Consider the following 26,022-nt stretch of genomic DNA (forward strand, 5'->3'; position numbering starts at 1 on the left):
CCAATAGCCTCATCATCTTTTCAAACATAAGATGATACTCATGGGAAATACATCTACATGGATAGCAGTGATTGATGACGAAGAAGGAATTCGTCGCTCTTTGCTGCGCTTATTGCGCTCGGCTGGATTGGAAGCCCACGCTTTCGTATCGGGCAAAGTCTTCCTGGGCAGCCTGGAGTCCAGGCAACCCGCATGCGTATTACTTGACCTTCACATGCTGGATATGTCTGGCTTTGCCGTCATTGAACAGCTCGCCCTTATTGCACCTGAGCTGCCTGTCGTCATTCTGACAGGGCAAGAAGTCAGTGAAAGACAGAGAAATGCTGATCTGGCACATGCCTTAGCAGTTTTACAAAAACCAGTCGACGATCAGGAATTGTTTGCCACAATAGCTACAGTGTTGATGAACCCAAACAAACAAGCACTAAGTCAAAACGACAATTTAGCAGCACACACCTAGCCGGAGAAAGAAAATGAAATTATCCAACCTGAAGATAGGCCAGCAACTTGGCATTGGCTATGGCCTGTTGCTTTGCATATTGGCAATCGTCGCTCTGCTGGGCATCAATGGCATGCACAAGTCCAATGAAGCGCTACACCATGTTGTCGATGTCAATATCGTCAAAATCAATCACCTGGAAGATATGGCCAGCTCAGTACATATTGTATCTAGGGTGATCAGAACCATTGCATTACTGCCCGACGACAGCATGTCGCAAGAGCAGCACAAAAAAATAGATGAGGCTCGCGCTCAGTACAACAAGGCATACTCGGAACTGGAGAAAATGCCGATGGACGATGCTGGCAAAAGTTTCATGCATAAAATCAAGGAAGACCAGCAGGCGGCACGGACACAGAATGACAAATTTGTTGAGTTGGTGAAAACGGACAAGGACGCAGCAATCAAGTTTTTGTTGAAAGATGTCATTCCCCTCAATGCAAAATGGCAGGATGCCCTGCACGAATTTGTCGTGTTACAAGAATCAAAGAACGCGCAGGATGAAGTCAAAGCGAAAGAAGCCTATCAGGCCTCAATGACTTTCATGATCATTGCAACCGTGGTAGCCATTTTAATCGGCATGACGATTGCCTGGAGCAGTGCCCGTGCCATCACCACCCCGCTAAAAAAGGCAATACAAGTAGCGCAAAATGTGGCAGAAGGTGATCTCACCAGCCAGATCGAAGTACTTGGAAAAAACGAAGCGGGTCAACTGATGCAGGCATTGAAGCAAATGAATGACAGCCTCGCCCATCTGGTAGGGAAAGTACGCCAGGGTACAGAAACAATTAGCACTGCATCGACGGAAATTGCCACGGGCAACATGGACCTGTCTTCCCGTACAGAGTCGCAGGCTGGTGCCTTGGAGGAAACCGCTTCATCAATGGAAGAGTTGACTGCGACCGTCAAACAGAATGCTGACAACGCCCACCAGGCAAATCAATTGGCCATCTCGGCCAGTGAAGTCGCCATCCAGGGAGGAGCAGTCGTTGCCCAGGTTGTCAGTACCATGGGTGATATCAATACCTCATCCAAAAAGATCGTCGATATTATCAGTGTGATTGACGGAATAGCCTTTCAGACCAATATCCTGGCGCTCAACGCAGCGGTTGAGGCTGCACGCGCCGGAGAACAAGGCCGCGGCTTTGCCGTAGTTGCCAGCGAGGTGCGCAACCTGGCACAGCGTAGTGCATCTGCTGCCAAAGAAATCAAAATACTGATTAACGACTCCGTTGAAAAGGTAGAGCAAGGTAGTCGCCTGGTTGATGAGGCAGGTACAACCATGGATAAAGTCGTCAGCAGTATCAGCAATGTGACCGGCATCATGAGTGAAATCACGGCAGCCAGTGCAGAGCAAACTTCTGGCATAGAACAAATCAATACAGCCGTCTCGCAAATGGATGAAGTAACCCAGCAAAATGCAGCCCTGGTTGAAGAAGCAGCGGCAGCCGCCAGCTCATTGCAGGAGCAGGCCGTCAGCCTGGCAAATCTGGTGCAGCAATTTAAAATCGAATCCACAAATCCTCCACAAGTAACACAAGTAAGAAAAGCACGCCCTGAGACCGTCAGCAAAGCGCCTTCTGCAGGGATAAAAAAAATCCAGCGAGCAGTCGCAAGGGCTGCACCAGCACCCAAACTTGCAACGACAAATGAGGGAACTTGGGAAGAATTCTGAGCTAAGCAAGCTTTACTTTTGTACTGAACTTATTTCATTATCTGATTTTCGGTGAAGCAAGTGATGCGATGCAGTAAATAGAGCAGATGTATCGCATTTGAAGGACTGCAGAGAATATCTGTAGTCCTTTTTTTCTGGTTTAACACAGCTTGACATATTCATGCCTCATATTGGACCAAGGTCCAATATCGCCCAACCGCGCAGCATCATAAAATGATGCTCATGGGAAATACATCTACATGGATAGCAGTTATTGATCACGACGCAGCTACGCGCGAGGCGTTGGTCACACTATTAGGCACGATGGAGTGGAAGGCTCTGAGTTTTAGCTCTGGCTATCTGTTCATAGATAGCCTGCGCTTTACACAGCCTGACTGCATCATCCTGGACTTGCACATGCCATATATGTCCGGCTTTACGATCATGTCCAAGCTCGGGCAACTGGCGAAAAAAATTCCAGTGATCGTCTTGACCAGGCACGAATTGACAGAAGATTTTAAACAGGCTTGCTTGTCGAGCGCCGTCGCCATATTGCAAAAACCGATAGATGAACAAGCCTTGAACACAGCCATAAAAAAAGCCCTGAATAAAAAATTAGCGAGTTTCTCAGCATCCAGGCTTGCAATCTGAATCCATGCACATCGAATATTTGAGAGTTGACAACAAGGAGTTTTATCATGCGTAACAATTTGCCCGTCACTGGCCAGGAATACATCATGCAGGACGCGGAAACCATCGTTTCCAAAACGGATCTGCAGGGAAATATTACCTACGTCAACGACGACTTTGTTCGTATCAGTGGCTTTAGCGAGCATGAATTGCTTGGTGCACCACAAAACATCGTGCGCCACCCGGACATGCCGGTCGAGGCATTCGCAGATTTCTGGGACACCATCAAGGAAGGCAAATCCTGGACGGGCCTGGTCAAAAATCGTTGCAAGAATGGTGACCATTATTGGGTGGAGGCGCATGCAGCCCCGCTGATCAAGGATGGCAAAATGGTGGGGTACACCTCGATACGTGTCAAGCCCAGCCGTGATCAGGTCAGGGCTGCGGACGCAGCCTATCGTGCGATCAAGAATGGTGACAAATCACTGGTCATCCGGGAAGGTGCAGCCATCAAACGTAGCGCGTTTTCTTCCCTGGATTTTTTTTCCAGACTGACCATGTCGCAAAAATTAGTCAGTTTCAATGCACTGATAATTCTGCTCATGGGCGCAATCATCTACCTGGCAAATGCGGGAAATATCCAAGCACCTAACCAGAACATGGTCAATCTTCTCGCTCTGGCAATGGTCGGCCTGATTGTGGGTTTCAGCCTTAACTTGCGTCAAAAACTGCTATTCCCTTTGCAGAGCATGATCCAGGATATCCAGACCATGAGTGCAGGCGATTTATCGCAGCATATCAAAACCGAAGGAAGCCAGGAAGTCGTCAATCTGGGGCAAGGTCTGCGTATCTTGCAAACCAACGTAAAATTATTGGTTGGACAGATACGCCAGACGACCAGTCACCTTACCAATGGCGCAAGCGAGATTGCAGCGGGTAATTCCGATCTGTCTGGCCGCACTGAATCACAGGCAAGCTCGCTGGAAGAAACCGCTTCATCCTTGGAAGAATTGACCTCCACCGTGAAGCAAAATGCCGACAATTCACATGAAGCGACCCAACTGGTTGCGTCCACCGCAAAAATTGCTGAAAAAGGAGGCCACGCCGTAGCGAAGGTAGTTGAAACCATGGGAGCGATCAAGCATAGCTCATCCAAAATCTCCGACATCATAGGCGTGATCGATGGTATTGCTTTCCAGACAAATATCCTTGCCTTGAATGCCGCAGTTGAAGCCGCACGAGCAGGTGAACAGGGACGTGGATTTGCTGTCGTCGCCAGTGAAGTACGTAATCTGGCGCAGCGCAGCGCTGGTGCTGCCAAGGAAATCAAGACATTGATTCACGACTCGGTTGAGCAAGTCGATATCGGCGACAAGCTAGTAGAAGAAGCAGGCAAGACCATGCATGAAATTGTATCCGGTGTAAAACGCGCTGCAGATATCATGCATGACATTACCGTCGCCAGCCAGGAACAAAGCTCAGGGATAGAACAGGTCAATCAAGCCATTACACAAATGGATGATATTACACAACAAAATGCAGCATTGGTAGAACAGGCTGCAGCCTCGGCGGAAAGCCTGAGGACCCAGGCAATTGGTCTCAGTGAACTGGTAGATGCATTTACACTGGTAAAAAGTAGCGGAATGTCTGCAGTAACAAGGCCCGTCACAGCGCAGATCAGGGCGCTCAAAGCTGTCGATAAGCAAATTCCTGGTGCAATGCGCCCGAAGCTCATTGCCAATCAAAACTGAAATCCGCGGCAAAGCTTACCTCGCCAAGGCAAGCGCCGCAAATACGGCGAACACAAATCCCGTCGTTGACGTTATCATACAGAAAATGCCCTGCAGCCGAGATGCAGGGCATCACTGGATTTACGATAACCACACAGCAGGCCGGGAGATTCATGGGATTCTTCGATTTATTCAAGTCCAAGCCATCGACGCACAAATTTGCCCAGATCGTCATCAAGTATGCACGCAACCAGGGCATCGCCCAGACCATGCATTTTGATGAAGCGGAGTTCCGCCTGGTGGTTGGTGAAAATGGTTCGCACATCCTGAACCTGCACAATGCCTACCGTGATTATTGTGCTGCGACCAAAAGCCAGCGTGACCATGTGCTGCTGAAATACACCGCAGGCCTGCAGGTGAATGGCATACCCGACGATTTTGCCAGTGCCAGCAAGCATCTGATGCCCAGCCTCAAACCCTGCGGCCAGGGTGAATACCTGCGCCTGACTTCGCTGATGCAGGATAAGCCCATGTCTTATCAGCAGGCTGCCCTGCCCTTTGGCGACGATGCCATGCTGATGCTGGCCTACGATACCGAGCATTCCATGGCACTGGTCAACCAGAGTAATTATGAAAGCTGGAACATCAGCCTGGAAGATGCCCTGAAAGTGGCACTGGATAATTTGCGCGACCGCACTGAAGACAAGTTTGTCAATCTTGGTGAAGGTGTTGTCGCCGGGGTGTGGGAAGATGCCTATGACTCTTCACGCATCCTGTTGCCTGACCTGATTTACCGCGCCGGTTGCGGCAGTGACCCGGTATTGATGGTGCCCACCCGTGGCAGGTTATTGCTCTGCAATGCCAATTCCAGCACCTCGCAATTAGCGATGCTGGAGCATGCGCAATCCTGCATGGAACAAGAAGGCCGGGTAGTCTCCGCTGGCATGTACAAGCTCAGGGATGGCAAGGCCGTCAGTTATCTACCTGAAAATGCCGATGTACTTGACCGCCTGAAAAACCTGCAGACTGCGCAAAGAGCAGAAGATTATGGCTCGCAAAAAGAATTGCTCGAAGCCCTGCATGACAAGACCGGGGAAGATATTTTTGTCGCCAGCTATACCGTACTCAAGAACAATGACACCGACAAACTGACTTCACTCTCTACCTGGACGCAGGGCGTAGTATCGCTGCTGCCTAAAACCGACCTGGTCGCCATGGTGATCCCTGGAAGCCAGGAGGGTGAATACACCAGCAAGATACTGAGTTGGGATGACTTGTGCAGCACGGCAGGCGAGCTCATGCAAAAGAAGGAAGGCTATCCTGAACGCTATCTGGTATCAGAGTTCCCGGCACAGGACAAGCTGGATGCGGCGACGGAATCGACTTTGTAGGGCAGCACATAAGCGTCTTGTGGATCATGACACCCTGCTGTACGCAATTTCACCCGTCTTCATATTTCATTTTTCCTAAAGCTTCCCTATGAAAATGTATATCCTCGTCAAAGATGATGTTCCACTTGGCTTTGCGATGGTGGCGGTGGCACATGCTTCCCTGGCGGGCTATCTGCGCTTTCAGGATACCCCGGAAGTCAAAGCATGGCTGGCCGGACCATTTTTTAAAGCGGTATGTCGTGTCAATGCCAAAGAATTTGACAATGCCAAACTGGTCGAAGATCATGTAGTGCTGACAGAATCTGCGCTTGATAACCGGGAAGTTGCGATTGTATTCAAACCGCGTGAAGAATGGCCAAAGATGTTCAGGTTTTTGAAGTTGTACCGTGATTTGCCTGCACAGGAAACAGTGGATAAGCTTTGAGAGGTGCGTGCGGCGCAGCCTACTAGAATTGCAAACAACGTCGTCAGACGTGCACATGCGGCGCATTATAATGCGCCCTACGATAGCCCTTTGCTGCCTTTGCAGATAGTTTTCTGCGGCACCAGTAGCGTCTAAAACGCAAGCTGCCACCTCAGGGTTTGAACCACAACTCCGGCCTGTGCAAAGGCATTTTTTCTGTGCTCAGCAAGGGGTTGCGCAAGCTGATGATGGTGCGGGACTTGAGGTTGATGTTTTTGATCGTGGCTTGCTGGTAGCGCTGGAATATTTTTTCAAAGCTGCCATTTCTGATCATCTCTTCCAGGCCGTTCTGTATGTCTTCAGCCACTTTGGGTTCGCGCGGGCTGACAAAAAAATACAGGGCAGATGGATAATACAGGGCGATGTGCTTGTCGATGACCAGCTTTTGACCAGGACGGCCATCGAGTTCTACCTGCACTTCAAAAACAGAACGTGGGAAATAATCAAAGCGCCCTGCCTTGAGCATATTGAACAGGGGTTCGTAGGATGCCGAAGTTTTTAGCGGCAGGCCATTGCTTTTCAATATAGGCCCATCGGGCCAGTCCAGCTCTTGCCCGGCAGTGAAGGCCGCCAGGTCTTTGAGGTTTTTGACATCCTTGAAGATATTCGCATTCGCCTCTGTCAGCAAAGCAATGCGCCAGCCTATCAGGCCCTTGTCGATGGGAATGCGAATGGGGATTAGCTGTGCCTCCCTCTCATCTGTCGTCATGGTCCACAGGATATCGACATTCCCCTTCACCGAGCTCAGCTCATAGATACCGCGCGCCTGTTGCATGGGGGCCTCACTGGCTTGCAACTGATAAGGCTGACCACTGGCCTTGATCGCCAGCCTTAACACTTCCAGTACATAGTCACTATGCGGATCAAGTTGCGTGGACAGACGTGGATAGCGTATGAGCTTGCCTGTATTGCTGCTGACATTACTGGAATTGCTGGCAACATCACTGGCGTGCGCCGGGTACAGGCAGCCCATGGTCATCCAAAGCAGTATCAGCAGTCTAGGCAATTTCATCTGATATCCCGGTAAAAAAGGTTTGCAGTAAGGCTGGTGCCACATTTAAGTGTAATGCGCACTGCCCGGTCTGTGTCAAGAATCCGCAGGCGAATTACAACTTCATCCCGCAGATTGACAGGAAGCAGACAAAATACAGGGACTTGCATTAAGGAGAATGACTTGCCCGATGGATTGCAGCTTGGCGGGCTCTCAATCCGGGCTTGCTTTTTATCGCCGTATTTTCCCATTCAATCCCTGCTTTTTGCACTTTGTCTTATCCCTGATGTAAATAGTTTGTCATCTGTTTATAGTGCCAGCCAGTCATCCATGCACTGATTGTCGGGCATTGCCTGCCATTGATGGGCCTGGCTGACGCAGACTATACTCACAACAAAATCCATGGGGATATTTATGACAACTGCAGAAATCACCACCAGCCTGGACAAGCCAGTCTGGCATCAAAAACTTTTGCAATACACCATCGTCAAATTCCTGCTGGCGGTACTCATCGTCGGTGGCGTGCAATTTGTTTCCCGCAAGGCCATGTCGCATTTCCTGGCCGGGCCGGACTGGGTGATATTTCGCAATATCACAGCCATGCTGCTGGGCTGGCTGAGCTATGCCTTCTATGTACGTCTCATAGAAAAGCGCAAAGCGACTGAGCTGGCCTTATTCTCAGCCTGGAAAGAATGGCTGATCGGCCTGGTGCTGGGTGCCATGCTGTTTGTGCTGGTGCTGGGCAGTTTGTCTTTGCTGGGCGTGTTTCATGTCGATGGCTATAATGACCCCAGGCTGATGCTCAAATACCTGCCCATCTTTGTGGTAGTAGCGGTGATGGAAGAGCTGTTTTTTCGCGCCATGATCTTTCGCATGATGGAAGAATCCCTGGGCAGTGCCGTTGCCATCCTGATCTCTGCCCTGGCCTTTGGTTTTGCCCATGCGTCCAACCCGGGTGCCACTGTCTTCAGTTCAATTGCGATTGCGCTGGAAGCCGGCATCGCGTTCGGCGCTGCCTATATGCTGACACGTCGTCTGGCGCTGTGCATTGCCATGCATTTTTCCTGGAATTTTACCCAGGGCGCGGTGTTCTCTGTCGCAGTATCCGGCACGGACAGCAAGGGCTGGCTGCAAACCCATATGACAGGTTCTGAATGGCTCAGCGGCGGTGCTTTTGGAGCCGAAGCTTCGGTACTCGCGGTTTTTCTGGCGACCTTGATGGGTGTGGTATTCCTGTACCTGGCCTGGAAGAAGGGTGAAGTCAAATCAGGCTTCTGGAAAAAACCGCGCCAGCTTGCGGCGGCATGATATCTGTTCTGTATTAAGTCTCCAGCACTAGCGCCCTACTGTTCCAGGTAGTTTTGCATCACGGTCATTTCATCCTGCAGCCAGTGGATGAAATGACCGACCTTGGCAGTTGTGCGACTGGCGGTGACAACACGGTAACAATAGCGCGAACTCAGTCCTGCGGAAGGTAGCACATGCAGACGACATGGCTGACGCTATGGTTTACTTGAATCATCGATCTAGAAAATGCCTTGGCTACAAAACTTCGCAGGAAGTCTTTATGGCTCAGATGCAATCACTATAATAAAGGGTTGCACTTCGAACTTGAATCCGCCAATTAAGTATAAGCTCGTATAAAGACGTTAATCCGATTTTTTCTTATAGAATGCTGGCATATTCAATAACTCTTGAATGCTCCTCATGCGAACTTTCCTGATTTCCACAGCGATGGCAACCAGCATCAACCTGTTGATCAACTTGCCCGCTATCGCCGACGAACCAGGCAAGTTGCCTGCGCAGATGCAACTGACCCGCATAGCTGCCGACAAATGGCGTGCAGACTACAGTTTTAGCGAAGCGATCTCCCGGTTCAGCATGCCTGCCGCTGGCGATTACCGCAGCACGGCCTGGAAGCCGCTGACAAGCGGTGTGCGCTATCAGGCGGAGCCATCTGCCCAGCCTGATCAACAGAAAGACAGCTATATCCTGGATCAGCCTGTGCGCCAGCTCAGTTTTGAGATCATCTCCTATAACGGCTTTGCACCAAAAAACTATGCGCCGAATAACCGTTTCAGTGATGGCGGTGCGGGTATCTATATGGGATTTTTTGACGGCGATGTGCAGGAAGGTGGCAAGACGCGCGCCATGAATTTGACAGTCAGCTATCAGGGTCTGTCTGGCGAGACTGTCATACCCCCACCGGCGTTTGCCGATGCAGAACGCAGCTTGCGTGCCTATGCTTATTTCGGGCCACAAAAACCTGCCCCAGCGGGCGCAGCCAGGCTGGTCCTGGACCCGGCCACGCCGGAATGGCTGGCCAAACTTATTCTCGACACCACCAGTACCATGTCGGCCTATTTTTCCAGCACCTACCAGCGCCCTCTCTTGCGTGAACTGGTCTTGATGATTTCTGTCACGGATACAAGCACTGCCGGGTTTTCCATGAAGGGCGGTGCCACCAACGGGCAAATCACTTTCCGCCTCAGTGGCAAGGCCATGCTCAATGAACATCCCGCGATACGCCACCTGGTACAAAAGTTGGTCGCCCATGAAATGGCCCATATCTGGCAAGAAAATGTGAACCAGGGTGGCATAGGTGACGAACCTGCCTGGATACATGAAGGTGGCGCAGAAGCGATGGCTGTAGAAGCGCTAAAAAGCACAGCGGTGTGGACAACAGAAGAAGCGGCAGCTTACCAGGCAAACGCCAGCGCCACCTGCAAAAAAATCACCCGCCAGAGTGACCCCTACCAATATGCTTATGCATGTGGCTTGCAAAAATTCATGAACATGAATGTGGATATTCCGGTGTTATGGCGCAGCCTGATCAGTGAAACAGGACAAAGCGGCCAGCCTTACAGTGAAGCGATGCTGGGCAGTGTCAGCCAGCGCTTGCGCCAATAGTGCCAAGAGTGCCAATGTGAATGCAAGTGTGAGCAAATGAAAATCTGTTTTTGCTGGAGTGAGCAAGCTGTTATTGTAAAACCTTGAACAGCCAGCAGGAAATATATGCCCGACATCACCCACCAGCAAGCCCTCGACAAACTGGCCGCCCATCAATTGGTGCAGGTCATAGAAGATGATGTCGCCAGCCTGACGTCAACTGCCATGAGCTTTGCCAAGCATGATCAGCAACTGACCGTGGCTGGCTATGTCTTGCCCAGACTGCTGGCGCGCTGGAATTGTGTGCTCAACGCCAGCGATGATGAAGCCACGCCCTTATACAGGGACAAAACTGTCCTGGCACTGGCGCTGCTCTTGCACAAGCACGGCGTGACCGAGGCAGCCATTACCGTGTGTGCATTGCAGGCTATAGACAACTTGAATGCAGCAGTGGCACTCAGCGATGCTTTTTTCAGAAATACCGATGCCATCAAGGCCTTGCTGAACAGCCCAGCCCCGTCTTTGAAAAAGCGGCCATCGACAAGGGACAACCTGACATTCCTGCGGGCGCAGGATGTCATTGCCATCCAGCTTGAGCAATACTATTACGCTGCTTATGTGCATGAGATCAATGGCTTTAATGAATACCCCGTCATCGAGTTTTACCGGGCGCGCTTTGAGCACAGGCCGGACATGGCCGCCTTGCAGGGATGCACAGCACAAGGTGAGACCTATAATGATGGCAAGACACGCATTTCATTACATGCAGTCTGTGGCATGCGCCATGTACCTGACCCGGCTAACCAGTTCCACCTGATTGCCTCAGGTGTTGCCGAAAAGCCCGATCAAAGCCACCTGGCTGCGTCAGTAGGCCTGTATGCAATGAGTGACTTGTTCAGGCTACAGGCCATGATGCGAAAAACCGGTAACTGATTCAGAATGCCGACTCACTGGTATTGTGCAAAGCGTGCGGCAAAAGTCTCCAGCTCTATTCTTGCGGCATTGGTGACGAAGGACACGGTGTGATAACTGCCCACCAGGCTGATGATTTCGAGTAGTTGCGCCTGGCTGAAATGCTGCTCCAGTTTTTCCCATAACGCATGCGTGATGCTTGATGTTGCATGCAATTCATCGACGGCTTTGAGCAATAGGATTTCGCTGGCTGACAAGGCGCTTGATACTGGCGCATCGCTGAGCGTGGCAGCAATGTCTTCCTTGCTCAAGCCTGCCCTGGCGGCAAACAGGGTGACATGTACACCCCATTCATATTCCGAGCCGCAACGGGCACAGGTGCGCAGGATGAGTAGTTCGCGTTCCCGCAAGGATATCTCACCCTTGTCCAGCAGATTGCCGGCAAACATGCGCATCAAGACACGCTTGTTATGTGCCTGGGTACGGAATAGCGTCAAGGGCGGCATGCCGGGTGGCATGATGCGGGCAAAAGCCTGTTCCAAGTCGATATCATAAGGCGGCTCCAGCGGGGCAATTCTTGGCATGCTCATCGTCTTCTCCTGAAAAAATCGCAATCAAATAGGGGCCAATGCCAGCAAAGCATCGCCCGGTGTTAAAATCCGCAAACCGCTACGCTATCAGTAGCACATAGCATAGCGCTACATTTAATGTAGCGCAAGGAGAAAGTATGACAACACCAAAACCGGGGCAGGCAGTGCGGGGATCGCAGACTGGCCGCCCGATCATGGCCTTGCTGGATTTGCTGGGCCGCCGCTGGACTTTGCGCATGATCTGGGAATTGCGGGGCGAGCCCCTGAGCTTCAGGGAACTGCGTGAGCGTTGCGACGCTATGTCGCCCACCGTGCTCAACCAGCGCCTGCGTGAACTGCGCGAAACCCGCATCGTCGAAATGGGTGCTGCTGGCGGTTACTGCCTAAGCCCCTCAGGCTTGAACCTGGTCAAGGCAATGCTACCCTTGCTGGCCTGGTCAGAAGAGTGGCAGCAGATGCTGGACGATGTCCAGCAGCAGTGCTGATTTCACCTGGGCAGAGCAAGATGATTTACACTAACACCCTCAATAGCAAACCTGAGCCGTGCGCCTGCAAGCCTATCTCATCATCCATGTACAAATCCACACTCTTCGCTACCCTGCTCTGCTCTCTGCTCTCAGCCCATGCTCTGACTGCCAATGCCATTACCACCGCCGTCACCCCACCAGCCAAACCTGCCGCAGCAGCACCAGATGTCGGCGCAGCCGCCTTCAGGGAGGGCAATTTTGCCCTGGCCTTCCAGGACTGGAGCACCCGGGCAGCAAGTGGCGAAGCCGCAGCCCAGCATAATCTGGGCACCCTGTACCTGAGCGGCAAAGGGCCAGACAAGGATGAAGCCAAGGCCATGGAATGGTTTGGCAAGGCTGCTGCTTCTGGCTATGCCAGTTCACAATTCAACCTGGCAGAAGGCTATCGCCTGGGCATAGGTGTAGAAAAAGACATGGCGCAAGCCATCTCCTGGTATCAAAAAGCTGCTGCGCAAGGATTGGCAAGCGCCCAGGTCACCCTTGGTATCTGCCTTGAAATGGGCCTGGGTGTGCCAAAAGATATGGAGCAGGCCAACAAGTTGTACCGGGCCGCCGCCGACCAGCACGATGCAGAAGCCCAGTTCCGACTCGCCCGTATTTTTGCGCTGGGCCTGGGTACCGAGGTCAACCAGCGCGTCGCCAATATTTATGCAGCGCAGGCCGCCAACCAGAGTCACCCCCAGGCGCAGACTTATCTGGCTACCCAGTACCTGTCAGGTGCCAGCATGCCACGCGATGTCAATCTCGCCATCCACCTGCTGGCACAGGCTGCCCGCCAGGGCCACGCCCGTGCATTTGCCTGGCTGGGCAATATCTATAGCGAAGGCAATGGCATTGCCGCCGACCTGCCCCGCGCCTACCTGTATTTCTCTATCGCCGACAGGCTCGATACCGCCAAAGAAATGCAGGACATGCCCAACAAACAAAAACTGGGCCTGGCCTTCCGCCTGAAGACAGAAGAAATACAGCAAGCCATGACACTGGCCAGTGAATGGAAGCTCGGCAATCTGCCACCGAGGCTGGTCTTGCCGGTCTTGAACACGAATCAAGCCAAGCCCGAGATTTATCGGGGTGAGGTTTATTATTTCAAAAACTGAATAAAAACCACGGCCTGACCTACTCACCCATTTCTTCAATAAAGAACAGGGTTTCTACTGTCACCTGCAGAGCCTTGGCTAGCTTCAAGGCCAGCAGGGTTGATGGCACCATATGCCCCATTTCTATGGCGTTGATGGACTTGCGTGTAATGCCGGTCAACTCTGCCAGATCGGCCTGGGTCAGGTTATGGATGGCACGCTGCACTTTCATCGTGGTTCTGAGTTGTTCTGTCATGACACGAACTCAGCGATCCAGATACAACTGGCTGATGCACACAGCCAGCAAACTCAAGGCAGCCGTCATGATAGCCATGAAGATATGATCATTCGTCATCGGCCACAGGTGCGCAGTCACTGCCAATGCGGGTTGCAAAAGTATCGCCACAACCAGGCCATTTTGTGAAGCACGCAATGAGCTGGCTTGGTATAGCTCATCTTCGCGCGCCGCCTTGCGCACCGGGCTGGAAAACGGGATATTGGCAGCGCGCCGCATCGCCCCCATGCTGGCGAAACCCAAAAACATCAGTACCAGGAACATCAAGCCAAAATGCCTTCGGATAAACCCGGCGGCGACGCTGCCTTCAAACCCCAATGCCACTACAGCACAAATACAAAAGAATACGCAATACACCACGCCCATCCAGGTGCGGTGACGGTCATAACGTACAAGCAATTCCAGGTCTTCCAGAGGATTTGTATGTTTCATCTTTTATCTCCATAAAATGATAGTTTGCACACGGACAGGCCACGACATAGCTCGAACAGGCGCCGTCGCCGTGCTCAGATTATATAACACATCAATCACTTTATGAAACCTATTGGTTACATTAAATAACTCATGTGTATCTATTTAAACCACACCATACCCTCACAGCCCTTGACTCAATACTTAAACTTGCGGCTATGGCGGTCAAAAACCTGCCGACTGTTTCGCGAGGCTGGTGGTATATTCGTGATCCTGATTTTCTGCAATACCTACTTGAAGAGCACCTCATGTTGAACAATACAAACTCACGAGCAACTTATCTCCGGGCTGCCAGACAGGTTTTGCGCGCAAGTGTGCTCCACATCGCCCTGCTATTTGCTCCCGCCACGCAGGCCCAGGATGCGCTCCTGGCCACAACACCCGCCAGCAGCATCAACGATGGCCCCCATGCCTTTTACCAGTCGCCCACACAGCCAGACAAAGGGGGGCTGGATGTCAGTTGGATATGCAATGACCAATTGCAAAAGCAAAGTTTTACCAGCTCTGCCAACATCAGCCTGCCCGCAGCTTGCGGCTATCCGCAGGCATTGACGATACGTCCGGTTGAAACTGCCTTTCCCGCGACCATCAAATTCAAGACCGACAAACTCGCCGCCATCAGTGACATCCACGGTCAGTTTGACCTCATGCTCAAACTCTTGCAGGCCAATGGCATCATCAACCAGGACTGGCGATGGACCTATGGCAAAGGCCATCTCGTCATCGCCGGTGATGTACTGGACCGTGGCCCGAAGGTCACTGAATCCCTGTGGCTGTTGTATGCACTCGAAGCCCAGGCCAGCGCCGCCGGTGGTGGCGTGCACCTGCTGCTGGGTAATCATGAAGCTATCTCCATGGCAGGCGACGTGCGTTACCTGAATAAAAAATATGCTGCCGTCGCCCAGCACCTGAATGTCAGTTATCAGCAAATGTTTGACAACAGCAGCGTGCTCGGCCGCTGGTTGCGCAGCAAACCGGTGATCGTGCAGGTCAATGACATGCTCTTCATGCATGGCGGCCTGCATCCCGATCATCAAAACCTCAATATGAGCCTGCAGCAAATCAATGAAAAATACCGCAGCACACTGGGTTTGAGCAAAGCGCAGGTCAAGACGGATGACGTACTGAGCTGGCTGTATGGCAGCGTAGGGCCGCTCTGGTACCGTGGCTATTTCAATGCGCCCAAATTACCCCTTGCCGACCTTGATAAGATGCTGCAGCAACTCAAGCTCGAACGCATCGTTGTTGGCCACACCACCATGGATGGTGTGTATTCCCATTATCAGGGCAAAGTCATCTCGATAGATTCCGGCATCAAGGGCGGTATCAAAGGTGAAATGCTGTTCTGGGAAAAAGGCCAGCTCAGCAAGGCAGGCGTGGATGGGCAAAAAGTCGCAGTGCCGGATGCGCCGGAGAAGCGCAAGGATGCGGGGGATTGAATTTACATAGCAAAAAAAATTTCTGGGTCAAAGCAATACTCTTGACGCAGGGCGCATTGTAATGCGCCGGATGTTTGGTTGTCAGCCGTATCGCTTGTACTCGATGGCGCTCTGAGATTACGCTTTATTTTCAAAATCTAATAAATCAGGATATGAGTATTGACTACCTTTATCATTTACTTACACCTCCAAGTAAACCATTAGAAAGCCCCTACGATGCAGAATGGAGCAGTATTGAAGCTCGACTAGGGGCAGAACTGCCTTCTGATTACAAAGAGTTCATACATGCATATGGTTCAGGTCAAATTGATGATTTTCTATGGATACTCAACCCATTCTCCAGCAACGATAACTTAAATCTGGAAAAACAGATATTTCTTCAACGCCAAGTCTTGGAGGAGTTGATTAACTTCGGAGAAGTTTTACCTTTCAAATCGTTTCCCAATTTAAATGGTCTTCTTCCATTTGGCATCACTGACAATGGGGATTTATTATTTTGGAAAACTGGTGAAAATTCTGCCTCCTGGACAGTCGTAATCAATGGAGCACGATCGACGGAATGGGAAGTTTTTACTCTTTCAATGTCAAGATTCTTGGAGGCAGTATTAAACGGAACATTAGACTGCAATACTTTTCCCCGAAATTTTCCCGGTACATCGCCACTATTTAAATCAGCGAAATAAAATGAATCCATGGCCATTTAGCGACCCGCCAAATATAGCGGTTATCGCGAACAAGAACTTCTTCACAGGTGACAACTGGATTGCCTATGTCTCGCACGATGAGGATGATGGTGGCTGGCAATTCCATGGGCCAGAATCGAATCCTTCCGAGTCTGATATGGTCTTAGTCAGCCTGGCAAGCATAGCGGAGCATGATCCCAATGTTTGTGCTTTGGCGGACTTGCCATTGGGCTGGCGTGCATGGAGAGATACAAAAGAATCAATTTGGCAGCGAGCGCCTGCGTAGGGCGCATTGCAATGCGCCGCATGTTTGCCAGATCAACAGGTAACCCTGATTTCACGATCTCATGCGGCGTATTACAATACGCCCTACGATATTCAAATAGTTGCTTTAAGCAGCACTCTTGGCCCCATCGCAAAATGCCCATCGCTGAATTCAAGAAAATCATTCCCAAATCAGAACACCACAAACTCATGCAGTGGTGGAATGCTCTCGGGAGTGCTTTGCAGTCAGAACTAGAAGATTTTTATCTGAAAGGGGATGCCGTCGCCACCTTGGTGCAAAACATCAATGCTGAACTTGCCGAACGTGAAGAACGTCACATGGCTGTGCAAGAAATCATTAATCTGGATGGCTATGACTTTCCAAATCCAGACTATTACGAAAACTTGATCGGCAACGATATTTATCTATGCCTGCGCGGCCCGACCTTCCATATCTGCAAGGCGCATCCCGATCTGCGATTAATGCTATTGCTTGGCATACTTCCCAAAAACTTTAGCTGCTATCTTGATAAAGACGATTGTGCGATGACTGAAAATCTACATTGCAATAATAGTGGATATTGGGCTTTACAAAGTTCGCAGGTTGATACAATCCGAATATTGTAGAGCGCCATATATTTCATCACCCCACCAACGCCCTCTTCACCACCGCACAAATCTCATCCACATCCGACACCGTCAAACCCACATGCAAAGGCAGGGTCACAGTCTCGCGGGCGATGCGTTCTGCATTGGGGAACATGCCGTCGCCATAACCAAAACTCTTGCCCACGGTAGTAGTGTGACAGGCTTCATAGGAAACACCTGTACCTATACCGGCATCATGCAGCGCCGCGCGGAAGCTGCTGCGGGTGTGGCCAAAGTTTTCGTAAGGGATGAGTACGCAAAACATATTCCAGGTCTGGTCTGGCTGGCCCTGCGGTGGCAGCACGATGCCGGGTATCTGCGGGAAGCTGTTGAAATAACGATCTGCCAGCACCTGGCGCTGGGCCATGAAGTCGTCGAACTGTGTCAGTTGATGCAGGCCTATCACGGCTGATACGTCCGACATATTGAACTTACCGCTGGCCTCTACCACATCACGGGTCTGGTCTGGCAGCTTGGTGATCCCATGAAAGCGCAGCACATCTACCCGCTGCGCTTCTGTCTCATCGTTAACCACAATCGCACCACCTTCTATGGTCGTCATGTTTTTGTTTGGATGGAAGCTGAAGATGGCGATGTCACCAAATGAGCCTACGGGTTTACCCTTCCACTTCGAACCCTGCACCAGTGCTGCGTCCTCTATGACGCGCAGTTTGTACTTCTTCGCCAGCGCATACAGCGCATCCATATCACCGAGCGCACCGGGGAAATGCGTGGGCATGATGGCTCTGGTTTTAGGTGTGATGGCGGCTTCTACCTGGGCCAGGTCGATGGCGCGGGTGACCAGGTCACAATCGACAAATACGGGTTTGGCACCGCATTTGACAATCATGTTCATGGCCGAGAAAAAAGTCTGGGCAGACGTAATGACTTCATCGCCTTCACCTATATTGCACAGTGCCAGCGCCACCTCCATCGCACCTGTGGCCGAGGTCAGCAACCTGGTGGGGCGATGTCCAAAAGTTGCTGATAGCGCCTGTTCCAGTTCACTGACCCTGGGGCCAGTCGCGATCCAGTTGGAACGCAGCACATCGGCCACTGCCTGTATGCTGGCTTCGGACAATTGTGGCTGGGCGAATTTACGGTATGCAGATGAAGTCATGGCGAAAATTGTAGGCTGAAAAATGAAAGCCTATTGTAGCTGAAGATTTTTTTAAACAGCTTTACGCCAGCAAATCAATCAGACTGGGCTACCGGCAAACAGTTTCAACCTCGCGCTGGCCGCCACCAGCAACATCGCCACACCCAGCCCTGCAAATGCCATGTTGAGGCTAATCGCATGGGCAACAAAGCCTATCAGGGCCGGGCCAGCCAGCACACCGGCATAACCTATGGTGGTGATGGCACCAATGGCCAGGCTGGCTGGCATGGCATTTTGCTTGCCTGCGGCGCTGAACAAGATAGGCACAATATTTGATGCGCCTATGCCTATCAAAATAAAACCCAGGATGGCAATAGCGGCCGAGCTGGCCAGTACAGCAGCAAAAAAACCCAGCGCCGCACACATGCCCCCAGCTAGCATGACGAGCTTGCCACCCATGCGCGCCACTACGCGGTCACCCGTAAGCCGGCCGAGGGTCATGGCGACCGAGAATGCGGCATAGCCTATGCCGCCCTGCCCGGCATCCAACCCGCGCCCGGCGGTCAGCAATAATGCGCCCCAGTCGAGCAAGGCACCTTCAGCGAGGAAAACCACGAAACACAGGACACCGATAAAAATCACTGCACCGTGCGGTATCACAAATTGCGGGCCATCACGCTCGGCTGCTTCCAGTTCATGCAGCAGATTCGGGCTGGCAATCAGCAACATCAATGCGACCAGCAAGCTCAGGCAGATACTGGCGGCCAGCACGTGCATACCCAGCCATAACAGCAAAGCCATGGTACCCGCCCCGAGAAAACCACCGGCACTGAACATGCCATGAAAGCCGGACATCAACGCGGCACCACTGTTTTTTTCAACAATCACGGCCTGTATATTCATCGCCACATCGAGAGTACCTACCGAGGCCCCAAACAACAGGAATGTCAAACCAAACAGCAAGGGCCTGCCCACGACAGAGAGGCAAGGCAGGATCAGGCAAGTCAATACACCTGCCGTCAAGATCACGGAGCGGCAACCAAAGCGTGCAGTCAACATGCCAGTCACAGGCATGGCACACAAAGAACCACCACCAAGGCACAGCAAGAGCAGGCCAAGAGCAGCTTCATCAAGGACCAGCCTTTCTTTGGCATAAGGCACCAGTGGCGCCCATGCAGAAACAACCAGGCCAGCGGCGAGGAAAGCGAGGCGGGTGGAGAGGCGGTGTGCAGTATCTGTTTTACCGATGGGGACTACTTTATTTGATATCAAGCTCATGGCACTATCACGTCCCCAAATTTATTTGGAGGACAAAGATATCTTCCATTGGCATACACCCCATATTCAGCAAAAGCAGCTTTAATTGCCGATTTCAATTCTTCCAGCTTTGCAGGCTCCATATTCACATGTTCAGCAAAATAAATTGTCTGTGAGTCCCTGGTTTTTATGTGCAGGACATGCATGACTTTCTTGAAGAAGAAATAATATTTATTTTCTTCCGACATGCTGACTGGCGGCGCAGAAAACAGATAAGTATCGTTTTCTCTGTCTATGACCCATTTTCTTGGCACGCCATCGTTAAAATAACCTCCTCTCATCTGCAACCATCGCGTCTTTCTGAAGTCATTGGCGAGATCACTAAAAATCTTGTCTTGGTCAGGCTTGGAAATTTCTTCCATTACGTAATTCATTTTTTTCTTCACTGTCTGCAAATGCAATTTTCGTTATCAATATACAGGTTGGTAGGGTGCGCCAAGTTCATGGCTCTGGCCTGGCCCATTTCCTTTCTATGGCCGCATACACGCCATTCGCCTTGATCTGGCGCAGGCCCTGGTCGAGGGCGTTTGCATAGCGCTGAGATTCCGGACGGCGCTTGGAAAAACTCACATACAGGCTGTCTTCCAGCAGGATGCCGGTTTGCTGGATTTTCCCCTTGAACTCATCCGGGTGCACGCTGCTCAGGTAATCTGCAATACGGGTATAGATGAGAGAGTAGTCAGAACGTCCAAGCAGGAGTTTGCGCAAGCTGGATAAATCACTGGGTGCAGCTTCACGGACTATGCGCGCATCGTTTTCAAACGCGTTGCCATAGGTATAACCATGCGTCACACCGATGACATATTTTTGCAATTCCTGCACATTGATCTTGCTGACTCTTGATTGCGGGCTGTCTGTCCTGGCATAGATGCCAACGCTGGCCTTGAAGATGGCTTCCTTGTGGAAGATAAAATCCGGCTCCAGCGCAATGTCTTTGAGGCTGTCAAAGCAACCGAGTTCCTGCCCGCTTTTGACCAGCATCAGGCAACGTGAATATGGGGTGGCAATGAAGCGGACATCAATATTCACCGCCGCATAGGCGGCCTTGATGACATCGACGGCAAAGCCCCGGTTCTTGCCATCCTTGACGGCAGAATATGGATACCAGCTATCCTCACCGATGAGCGTGATGGTTTCTGCCTTGCCATCGGTGCTGCCTGCACATGCGAGACAGCACAACAGCAGACAGAGCAAGTTATGCAAGGATTTTTTGAGAAACACTGCGCGTATTCTGAAATATTGGAAACGAAACCACTTTCATAAGTGTGCCACACATTCTCCAGGCGGATGTTGATCAAGGGCAGTCATTAAGTAGTAATACCAATCAAGCTATGCATGTGGATATACGGATATATTCGTTTTAATATAAATATATCCTTGATATTTTTCGGTCTTCATTCATTCCTGAGAAGACCCATGCATCAAAAAAACTATCCCCGCAAAGCTGCAAGCCAACCCGCACTGAAACCCCTTGCAGCCTGTTTACTGGCACTCTTTTACAGCCAGACCCTGAGTAATTCTGCCTTTGCCCAGACGGCAGAAGGTAAACCGGAAGCCGTCGTCATCACTGGTTCACGCATACCGCGCGCAAGTCTTGAAGGCCCTGCCGCTGTCACCATCATCACTGCAGAAGAAATCACCAGACAGGGTTACAAGAATGTCTATGATGCGATCAATAACTCGGTACAAAACTCTGGTTTTACCCAGGGTGAAGACTTTGGTAATACCTTCACGCCGTCTGCTAATACCATCAGCCTGCGCGGTCTGGGGCCTAACCATACCCTGATACTGCTTGATGGCAGGCGCATGGCTGATTTCCCTATTGCTTATGAAGGCACGGTCAATTTTACCAACCTGGCGAATATCCCGTCGAATGTTGTAGAGCGCATAGAGATTTTGAATGGTGGTGCCTCTGCGATTTATGGTTCTGATGCGATTGCCGGTGTGGTCAATATCATCCTGAAAAAACAAAGCCAGGGTTATAACCTGAATGTCAAACTCGGCGATACTGGCCGCGGCGGTGGCAGCAACAAGCGCGTGCAATTCTCTGGCACCGCCAATGTCGATCAGTTGCGCAGCCTGTTCAGCCTGGAATACAGCGAGCGTGAACCACTGCGTGCGACCCAGCGTGATTTCATGGCGACCCGCAGCACACCGAGCGCGACGCTATATCGCAAGGATATGAAATCTGGCAAATACCTCGATCTGGGTGATGCCTGCAGCCAGCTAAGCGATTTTTTTGAAGGCACGCAGATCAGCTATAAAACCAGCAAGGGCAGCTATTGCGCGAGCCCGCGCCTGAGCCCCATGCACTGGACAGTGCAAACCAAAAACCAGAGCCTGAATTTTTTCTCCAGCAGCAACCTGGATTTGAACGCAGACACTACCCTGTTCGCCGATATTCTGCTGGGCAAGAACAAGACAGAAAACGATACACGCTCGCCAAGCTGGGTATCGTCTTCCACCAACCAAAGCTATTTCTGGAACAAGAACAGCAATGCCTATGAAGCCTGGAGCAAGGTATTCGCACCGGAAGAAATCAATGGCGTGAACCGCTTCAACCGCCTGTGGGATGACCAGTCTGCTGGTATCAATCTCGGCATCAAAGGCGTGATCCCTGGCACGCAATGGAATTATGAAGCTGCCTATAGCGCCTCTGCTTACCGCAGCGAAAACGTGGCACCACGCACGCTGGCCAATATAGACCAGTTTTTTCTGGGACCCAAACTGGGTCTGGACGCCGCTGGCATCGCCATCTATGCACCTGATCCAAAACGCCTGACGCAAAGGCTGACACCGGCAGAATTTGACCAGATCACCTCGGCATCTCGCAGCTCAGACAGTTCACGCACACAGACCCTGAGCCTGGCTGTCAACACTGAATTATGGAAACTGCCGGCTGGCGCGGTAAAGACTGCGGCCATTGCCGAGATAGGCCGCCAGAGTTTTGATAACCTGCCTGACCCCAAAATCAACCAGGGCGTGTTCAACACCGTCACCAAATCAGATGATGTGCGTGGTTCGCGCCAGCGTTATGCGCTGGGTGCAGAAGCCTATGTACCGCTGCTCAAAGAGATCACTGCCAGCCTCGCTGGTCGCTACGATGATTATCACTTCGCTGGCCGCAAGGATGGCAAGCTGACCTATAACGGCGGCCTTGAAATCCGCCCGACTTCTGAGCTTTTATTCCGAGCTAATTACGCCACCAGCTTCCGCGCGCCAGACATGAATTACATCTTCAAGGCACGTGGTACTGGCTATTATTCCAGCACCACCGACTATTACCGCTGCAAGGCTGAAGGCCAGGAACTCAAGGATTGCGACTACGCGAATTATTCCCCAGGTGCCAATTATGTGCAGTTTGGCAGCCCTGACCTAAAGTCAGAAAAAGGCAAATCCTTTGGCCTGGGCGTGGTCTGGTCACCCAGCAATCAGTTTGATATCTCGCTCGACTACTGGAACATCAAGATCAGCGACATGGTCGTCAACCTCAGTGCCGACCAGCTCTTGCGCGATGAAGCTGATTGCCGCACCGGCAAGCGGGATATAGGCTCCAGCCTGTGTGCTGATACCATCAACCGTATCAAGCGCTACCCCAAAGATGCACTGAGCCATGCAGGTGAAATACAGGAGATCTGGGTCAATCCCATCAATGCGGCTTACCAGGCTACCAGTGGTATCGACATCAGCGGCAAGTATCAGCTCAAAACCAGTGCTTATGGCAGCTTCATCGTCAAGGCCAATTACAGCAAGACCCTGAGCAAAAAATCCAAGCAGTTTGAAGGCGATGCCCTGTATGATGATTTGGCCGACCTTGGCAACACCGACTGGCGCGACAAGCTCATCACCAGCGTCAATTGGGTAAAAGGAGATTTTTCCAATACCCTGACAGTCACGCGCTATGGCAAGATACCAAATGGCTCTGGCCAGTATTACCTGTCACCGACAGGCATCGCCAACTGGAGCACAGTCTATCAGGCCAATAAAAATCTGAGCGTTTCCGTCATCGTCAACAATGTCTTGAACAAGATCAAGTACGACTATAGTGGCGGTTGGCCTAACTACCCGGTCGGTTCATTCAGCCCGCTTGGCCGCCAGGGCTGGGTGGAAGTCAATTACAAGTTTGGTGCATGATGATGTAGTACTTATTGCTACTCTCCGGCCTGGAGAGTAGCAATCGCTGGCTGATGTACAGTTCCCCTTCAATCTCGCAATGGCATGCTGCATGGCTACCCACGATGCAAGCATCTCCAAAGACAGACCGTCTACACGGTTGGCCTTATAAATATCGCATGCAGGAATGATGCATGGAACTCTGGACAATTTCGCACTATCAATGATATAAACATAAGGAATATTTAATATCGCACAGGGCAACGCTTGAATTTACCTGAAGCAACTAATTGATACACTCAATCTGAATGGGCAGTAGTGAGGCGAGTGATTAAAGTAATGCATTTCCACACTCTTTTTCCAGCCTCGCCTGACTCGGATCAGCATGCACTATCACGGTCTAATTGCAAATGTTAACGGTAAAAACTGACACTGTATCAAGAAGAAAAGTGCTGAAATGGACGGCGTCTATACTGACTATTCTTTTACAAACACAAATAGGAAGCCTCGCCATGGCAGCAGAAGATGATGTTTTGAAATTCGATTCACACGATCTGAATATCCAGGTCTATAGCGCTGGCGACTTACGGCTTGTTTATGCGGGCTTGCCGCACGAACTCGCCTTTGGTGAAACTGCCAGAGAAAAAACCCCTGCAGATGCAGCCCGTTACCCTGGGTCTGGCTCAGGCCCCTATTTGAGTTTCGCGAGTTTGGTGGAAATGGAATGGCGTTCAAAAGATGGGACTCATTTTAAACATACGCTTGATCTGGACAGCATTTTTAAAGACAGGAAAGTGCTGCATGATGAAAATCCTGCTGACATTTACAAACCCATGCCTATATCGGGTCGTCGCCCCACCCTTATTATTGAAGTAAATGACAGAACTGTGAATGTATATATGTTCACCAGCATACAGCTGATTCCCAAAGACCCAAATGCACTTCTGAGAGACGAGCGGGATCATCGCGTTCTTGCCTATTCCAAGACATTTTGACTGACTGAATTATGACGACTGCAGGCAACGACGGCGTGGACGTAAAAATCGCAACGCCTGAACAATTAGCCAGTTATACGAAAGCACAAGAACAGATAGATGCATTTAAAGTACCCAATCTGTATGACGCCAAAAATCCAAACGCCAGAGTTTTCGTTGCACTATTTGATGGTACGGGCAACGATGCAATTAATGATCCTGCCCATATTACCAATGTGGGATTGTTCAGCAAGCAACTTGAAAATATCAACGGGAAGAACCCTAATATAGTAAGTCAATATGTTGCAGGTCCAGGAACGCAAAGCGGTGTAATGGGTACGGTTGATGGCGCACTTGGCGTGACATACAACGCACGCATAGAAATGATGTATGAGAAATTCGAACGGCAGAGTAACCGTTGGCTCCAGGAAAATCCGGATGCCAAAATCAGTGTCGTTTCTGTGGGTTTCAGTCGTGGTGCTGAGCAAGCTGCTGGCTTTTCCCGCATTGTTGCTGAGCGTGGTGTTCAGAACATTCTAGGCAAGGTCGGTCGCCCAGCAAGCAATAATTCTGAACAGTCTGATATCTCTTATACAGTTCCCGCATTAGTCAAAGGCGGCACCATACCGCAAGCTCTGGGTTTGTTTGATCCTGTTGCCACCGGCGTGCCGTCAATGAATGACAGAAGGCCGCCAGATACCGTGATTACGGGTATCCAGATCCGTGCGGCGGATGAGCGCAGGCTGCAATTTCCGGCAACCAATTATAGCAATGACGGCTTGTCGGCAGATGGCAGGTTCTTGAAGGTCATGGTCGCCGGTGCGCACAGTGATATTGGCGGTGGCTATGAAAAGAATGGCCTGCCTTACCGTAATTTCAATATGATGTCGCAGTTCCTGAATGGCACGCTGGGCGACAATCTCATCAAGAAACTTGATGTTCCTGCAGACCCTGACATGAGCGTAATACATGATTCATCACAGCATAAAGTGTACTGGATCAAGATGTCAGAACGTGGGGAAAGTAATAGCCTGGATTTATTCGGTAAAAAAATGGAGCCAATGAACCCGGCAATGGAGCCGTACACAAAAAATGCCAAAGCCCTGGGTACCCAGGCGAATAGTCCAAATGAGATCAGGCTGGACAGCAAGGACGCCGCCAAGCCCTTGCCAGCCACGGCACAGGAAGGCAAGAGTAGCGACAAACCAGCGGTAGATACCGGCTTACTGACGATGGCTGACAGCCCTTCCAGCCGCATGCTGGCGCAATTCAGGGAAGTGCCCCGGACTCCGGCTCAACCCAAGTTGTAGGAATGTCTCCTTCATCTGCCCACATGTCTTGACCAAAAAAGACATGAGCTGTTTTTC

26 protein-coding genes are annotated in these 26,022 nt (G+C 51.0%); 18 read left to right on the forward strand and 8 right to left on the reverse strand.

Annotated features, from left to right (window positions below; genetic code table 11):
- Nucleotides 1-67: 67 nt before the first annotated feature.
- From UNDYM_RS22305 to UNDYM_RS22330, 6 genes are all read left to right on the forward strand, one after another.
- Nucleotides 68-460, forward strand: a complete 393-nt coding sequence (locus UNDYM_RS22305) for a response regulator (RefSeq protein ID WP_162043067.1) — start codon at nt 68-70, stop codon at nt 458-460.
- 13 nt (nt 461-473) lie between these two features.
- The gene (locus UNDYM_RS22310; RefSeq protein ID WP_162043069.1) at nt 474-2,174 is read left to right on the forward strand and encodes a methyl-accepting chemotaxis protein; all 1,701 of its coding nucleotides are present in this window, start codon (nt 474-476) and stop codon (nt 2,172-2,174) included.
- 222 nt (nt 2,175-2,396) lie between these two features.
- On the forward strand, nt 2,397-2,804 hold the full coding sequence (locus tag UNDYM_RS22315) for a response regulator transcription factor (protein WP_162043071.1): 408 nt from the start codon (nt 2,397-2,399) through the stop codon (nt 2,802-2,804).
- Nucleotides 2,805-2,851: 47 nt separating this feature from the next.
- Entirely contained in the window at nt 2,852-4,534 is a 1,683-nt protein-coding gene (locus UNDYM_RS31270) for a PAS domain-containing methyl-accepting chemotaxis protein (RefSeq protein ID WP_162043072.1), read from the forward strand.
- Nucleotides 4,535-4,686: 152 nt separating this feature from the next.
- Nucleotides 4,687-5,904, forward strand: a complete 1,218-nt coding sequence (locus UNDYM_RS22325; RefSeq protein WP_162043073.1) for a hypothetical protein — start codon at nt 4,687-4,689, stop codon at nt 5,902-5,904.
- A gap of 88 nt (nt 5,905-5,992) precedes the next feature.
- Nucleotides 5,993-6,328, forward strand: coding sequence for a hypothetical protein (locus UNDYM_RS22330; protein WP_162043074.1), 336 nt, complete (start codon nt 5,993-5,995; stop codon nt 6,326-6,328).
- Between the two features lie 151 nt (nt 6,329-6,479).
- Here the strand turns inward: UNDYM_RS22330 and UNDYM_RS22335 are convergent, their stop codons facing one another.
- A complete protein-coding gene (locus tag UNDYM_RS22335) occupies nt 6,480-7,379 on the reverse strand; it encodes an ABC transporter substrate-binding protein (protein WP_197740941.1) in 900 nt (299 codons plus the stop codon).
- 393 nt (nt 7,380-7,772) lie between these two features.
- Here UNDYM_RS22335 and UNDYM_RS22340 point away from each other — a divergent pair, with 393 nt between their 5' ends.
- The 3 genes from UNDYM_RS22340 (at nt 7,773) to UNDYM_RS22350 (ending at nt 11,180) form a co-directional block, all read left to right on the forward strand.
- Nucleotides 7,773-8,666 (forward strand): CPBP family intramembrane glutamic endopeptidase, encoded by an 894-nt coding sequence (locus tag UNDYM_RS22340; protein WP_162043075.1) that lies wholly within the window; start codon nt 7,773-7,775, stop codon nt 8,664-8,666.
- Nucleotides 8,667-9,065: 399 nt separating this feature from the next.
- On the forward strand, nt 9,066-10,268 hold the full coding sequence (locus UNDYM_RS22345) for a basic secretory protein-like protein (protein ID WP_162043076.1): 1,203 nt from the start codon (nt 9,066-9,068) through the stop codon (nt 10,266-10,268).
- Nucleotides 10,269-10,373: 105 nt separating this feature from the next.
- Nucleotides 10,374-11,180, forward strand: coding sequence for a hypothetical protein (locus tag UNDYM_RS22350; protein WP_162043077.1), 807 nt, complete (start codon nt 10,374-10,376; stop codon nt 11,178-11,180).
- Nucleotides 11,181-11,194: 14 nt separating this feature from the next.
- On the opposite strand, the gene UNDYM_RS22355 is transcribed toward UNDYM_RS22350, so the two are convergent.
- A complete protein-coding gene (locus tag UNDYM_RS22355; protein ID WP_162043078.1) occupies nt 11,195-11,749 on the reverse strand; it encodes a carboxymuconolactone decarboxylase family protein in 555 nt (184 codons plus the stop codon).
- 137 nt (nt 11,750-11,886) lie between these two features.
- Between UNDYM_RS22355 and UNDYM_RS22360 the strand changes: the two genes are divergently transcribed.
- Both UNDYM_RS22360 and UNDYM_RS22365 read left to right on the forward strand, forming a co-directional pair.
- Nucleotides 11,887-12,234: a helix-turn-helix domain-containing protein gene (locus tag UNDYM_RS22360; protein WP_162043079.1), complete on the forward strand. Its 348-nt coding sequence runs from the start codon at nt 11,887-11,889 to the stop codon at nt 12,232-12,234.
- Nucleotides 12,235-12,254: 20 nt separating this feature from the next.
- Nucleotides 12,255-13,373 (forward strand): tetratricopeptide repeat protein, encoded by a 1,119-nt coding sequence (locus tag UNDYM_RS22365; RefSeq protein WP_162043080.1) that lies wholly within the window; start codon nt 12,255-12,257, stop codon nt 13,371-13,373.
- 19 nt (nt 13,374-13,392) lie between these two features.
- Here UNDYM_RS22365 and UNDYM_RS22370 read toward each other — a convergent pair whose 3' ends face one another.
- The gene (locus UNDYM_RS22370; protein WP_232063566.1) at nt 13,393-13,608 is read right to left on the reverse strand and encodes a helix-turn-helix transcriptional regulator; all 216 of its coding nucleotides are present in this window, start codon (nt 13,606-13,608) and stop codon (nt 13,393-13,395) included.
- A gap of 9 nt (nt 13,609-13,617) precedes the next feature.
- Nucleotides 13,618-14,079: a hypothetical protein gene (locus UNDYM_RS22375; RefSeq protein WP_162043081.1), complete on the reverse strand. Its 462-nt coding sequence runs from the start codon at nt 14,077-14,079 to the stop codon at nt 13,618-13,620.
- Between the two features lie 287 nt (nt 14,080-14,366).
- On the opposite strand from UNDYM_RS22375, the gene UNDYM_RS22380 reads away from it, so the two are divergent.
- The 4 genes from UNDYM_RS22380 to UNDYM_RS22395 all read left to right on the forward strand — a co-directional run bounded on the left by UNDYM_RS22380 (nt 14,367) and on the right by UNDYM_RS22395 (nt 17,131).
- Nucleotides 14,367-15,557 carry a metallophosphoesterase gene (locus UNDYM_RS22380; RefSeq protein WP_162043082.1) on the forward strand — a complete coding sequence of 397 codons (1,191 nt, stop codon included), beginning with the start codon at nt 14,367-14,369 and terminating at the stop codon, nt 15,555-15,557.
- 152 nt (nt 15,558-15,709) lie between these two features.
- On the forward strand, nt 15,710-16,240 hold the full coding sequence (locus UNDYM_RS22385) for an SMI1/KNR4 family protein (protein WP_162043083.1): 531 nt from the start codon (nt 15,710-15,712) through the stop codon (nt 16,238-16,240).
- A gap of 1 nt (nt 16,241) precedes the next feature.
- A complete protein-coding gene (locus tag UNDYM_RS22390) occupies nt 16,242-16,526 on the forward strand; it encodes a hypothetical protein (protein ID WP_162043084.1) in 285 nt (94 codons plus the stop codon).
- Nucleotides 16,505-17,131 (forward strand): hypothetical protein, encoded by a 627-nt coding sequence (locus UNDYM_RS22395; RefSeq protein WP_162043085.1) that lies wholly within the window; start codon nt 16,505-16,507, stop codon nt 17,129-17,131. Before UNDYM_RS22390 ends, UNDYM_RS22395 begins: the two co-directional genes overlap by 22 nt.
- A 16-nt stretch (nt 17,132-17,147) precedes the next feature.
- On the opposite strand, the gene UNDYM_RS22400 is transcribed toward UNDYM_RS22395, so the two are convergent.
- The 4 genes from UNDYM_RS22400 to UNDYM_RS22415 form a co-directional block, all read right to left on the reverse strand.
- On the reverse strand, nt 17,148-18,272 hold the full coding sequence (locus tag UNDYM_RS22400; protein ID WP_162043086.1) for a DegT/DnrJ/EryC1/StrS aminotransferase family protein: 1,125 nt from the start codon (nt 18,270-18,272) through the stop codon (nt 17,148-17,150).
- A gap of 78 nt (nt 18,273-18,350) precedes the next feature.
- Nucleotides 18,351-19,529 (reverse strand): MFS transporter, encoded by a 1,179-nt coding sequence (locus UNDYM_RS22405; RefSeq protein WP_162043087.1) that lies wholly within the window; start codon nt 19,527-19,529, stop codon nt 18,351-18,353.
- On the reverse strand, nt 19,526-19,930 hold the full coding sequence (locus UNDYM_RS22410; RefSeq protein WP_162043088.1) for a hypothetical protein: 405 nt from the start codon (nt 19,928-19,930) through the stop codon (nt 19,526-19,528). The genes UNDYM_RS22405 and UNDYM_RS22410 overlap by 4 nt, the downstream gene beginning before the upstream one ends.
- Before the next feature lie 79 nt (nt 19,931-20,009).
- Nucleotides 20,010-20,789: an ABC transporter substrate-binding protein gene (locus UNDYM_RS22415; protein WP_162043089.1), complete on the reverse strand. Its 780-nt coding sequence runs from the start codon at nt 20,787-20,789 to the stop codon at nt 20,010-20,012.
- Between the two features lie 195 nt (nt 20,790-20,984).
- On the opposite strand from UNDYM_RS22415, the gene UNDYM_RS22420 reads away from it, so the two are divergent.
- From UNDYM_RS22420 to UNDYM_RS22430, 3 genes are all read left to right on the forward strand, one after another.
- Nucleotides 20,985-23,702, forward strand: a complete 2,718-nt coding sequence (locus UNDYM_RS22420; RefSeq protein ID WP_162043090.1) for a TonB-dependent siderophore receptor — start codon at nt 20,985-20,987, stop codon at nt 23,700-23,702.
- 491 nt (nt 23,703-24,193) lie between these two features.
- On the forward strand, nt 24,194-24,676 hold the full coding sequence (locus tag UNDYM_RS22425; RefSeq protein WP_162043091.1) for a hypothetical protein: 483 nt from the start codon (nt 24,194-24,196) through the stop codon (nt 24,674-24,676).
- A gap of 11 nt (nt 24,677-24,687) precedes the next feature.
- Nucleotides 24,688-25,965, forward strand: a complete 1,278-nt coding sequence (locus UNDYM_RS22430) for a DUF2235 domain-containing protein (protein WP_162043092.1) — start codon at nt 24,688-24,690, stop codon at nt 25,963-25,965.
- Nucleotides 25,966-26,022: the final 57 nt, after the last annotated feature.

Source organism: Undibacterium sp. YM2 (assembly GCF_009937975.1).
GTDB lineage: Bacteria > Pseudomonadota > Gammaproteobacteria > Burkholderiales > Burkholderiaceae_D > Undibacterium.

What these genes read in the sequence shown, in the direction of transcription:
- UNDYM_RS22310 (WP_162043069.1), top strand. Translation starts at nt 474, where the DNA reads ATGAAATTATCCAACCTGAAGATAGGCCAGCAACTTGGCATTGGCTAT.
- UNDYM_RS22315 (WP_162043071.1), top strand. Translation starts at nt 2,397, where the DNA reads ATGGGAAATACATCTACATGGATAGCAGTTATTGATCACGACGCAGCT.
- UNDYM_RS31270 (WP_162043072.1), top strand. Translation starts at nt 2,852, where the DNA reads ATGCGTAACAATTTGCCCGTCACTGGCCAGGAATACATCATGCAGGAC.
- UNDYM_RS22325 (WP_162043073.1), top strand. Translation starts at nt 4,687, where the DNA reads ATGGGATTCTTCGATTTATTCAAGTCCAAGCCATCGACGCACAAATTT.
- UNDYM_RS22330 (WP_162043074.1), top strand. Translation starts at nt 5,993, where the DNA reads ATGAAAATGTATATCCTCGTCAAAGATGATGTTCCACTTGGCTTTGCG.
- UNDYM_RS22335 (WP_197740941.1), bottom strand. Translation starts at nt 7,379, where the DNA reads ATGAAATTGCCTAGACTGCTGATACTGCTTTGGATGACCATGGGCTGC.
- UNDYM_RS22340 (WP_162043075.1), top strand. Translation starts at nt 7,773, where the DNA reads ATGACAACTGCAGAAATCACCACCAGCCTGGACAAGCCAGTCTGGCAT.
- UNDYM_RS22345 (WP_162043076.1), top strand. Translation starts at nt 9,066, where the DNA reads ATGCGAACTTTCCTGATTTCCACAGCGATGGCAACCAGCATCAACCTG.
- UNDYM_RS22350 (WP_162043077.1), top strand. Translation starts at nt 10,374, where the DNA reads ATGCCCGACATCACCCACCAGCAAGCCCTCGACAAACTGGCCGCCCAT.
- UNDYM_RS22355 (WP_162043078.1), bottom strand. Translation starts at nt 11,749, where the DNA reads ATGAGCATGCCAAGAATTGCCCCGCTGGAGCCGCCTTATGATATCGAC.
- UNDYM_RS22360 (WP_162043079.1), top strand. Translation starts at nt 11,887, where the DNA reads ATGACAACACCAAAACCGGGGCAGGCAGTGCGGGGATCGCAGACTGGC.
- UNDYM_RS22365 (WP_162043080.1), top strand. Translation starts at nt 12,255, where the DNA reads ATGATTTACACTAACACCCTCAATAGCAAACCTGAGCCGTGCGCCTGC.
- UNDYM_RS22370 (WP_232063566.1), bottom strand. Translation starts at nt 13,608, where the DNA reads ATGACAGAACAACTCAGAACCACGATGAAAGTGCAGCGTGCCATCCAT.
- UNDYM_RS22375 (WP_162043081.1), bottom strand. Translation starts at nt 14,079, where the DNA reads ATGAAACATACAAATCCTCTGGAAGACCTGGAATTGCTTGTACGTTAT.
- UNDYM_RS22380 (WP_162043082.1), top strand. Translation starts at nt 14,367, where the DNA reads ATGTTGAACAATACAAACTCACGAGCAACTTATCTCCGGGCTGCCAGA.
- UNDYM_RS22385 (WP_162043083.1), top strand. Translation starts at nt 15,710, where the DNA reads ATGAGTATTGACTACCTTTATCATTTACTTACACCTCCAAGTAAACCA.
- UNDYM_RS22390 (WP_162043084.1), top strand. Translation starts at nt 16,242, where the DNA reads ATGAATCCATGGCCATTTAGCGACCCGCCAAATATAGCGGTTATCGCG.
- UNDYM_RS22400 (WP_162043086.1), bottom strand. Translation starts at nt 18,272, where the DNA reads ATGACTTCATCTGCATACCGTAAATTCGCCCAGCCACAATTGTCCGAA.
- UNDYM_RS22405 (WP_162043087.1), bottom strand. Translation starts at nt 19,529, where the DNA reads ATGAGCTTGATATCAAATAAAGTAGTCCCCATCGGTAAAACAGATACT.
- UNDYM_RS22410 (WP_162043088.1), bottom strand. Translation starts at nt 19,930, where the DNA reads ATGGAAGAAATTTCCAAGCCTGACCAAGACAAGATTTTTAGTGATCTC.
- UNDYM_RS22420 (WP_162043090.1), top strand. Translation starts at nt 20,985, where the DNA reads ATGCATCAAAAAAACTATCCCCGCAAAGCTGCAAGCCAACCCGCACTG.
- UNDYM_RS22425 (WP_162043091.1), top strand. Translation starts at nt 24,194, where the DNA reads ATGGCAGCAGAAGATGATGTTTTGAAATTCGATTCACACGATCTGAAT.
- UNDYM_RS22430 (WP_162043092.1), top strand. Translation starts at nt 24,688, where the DNA reads ATGACGACTGCAGGCAACGACGGCGTGGACGTAAAAATCGCAACGCCT.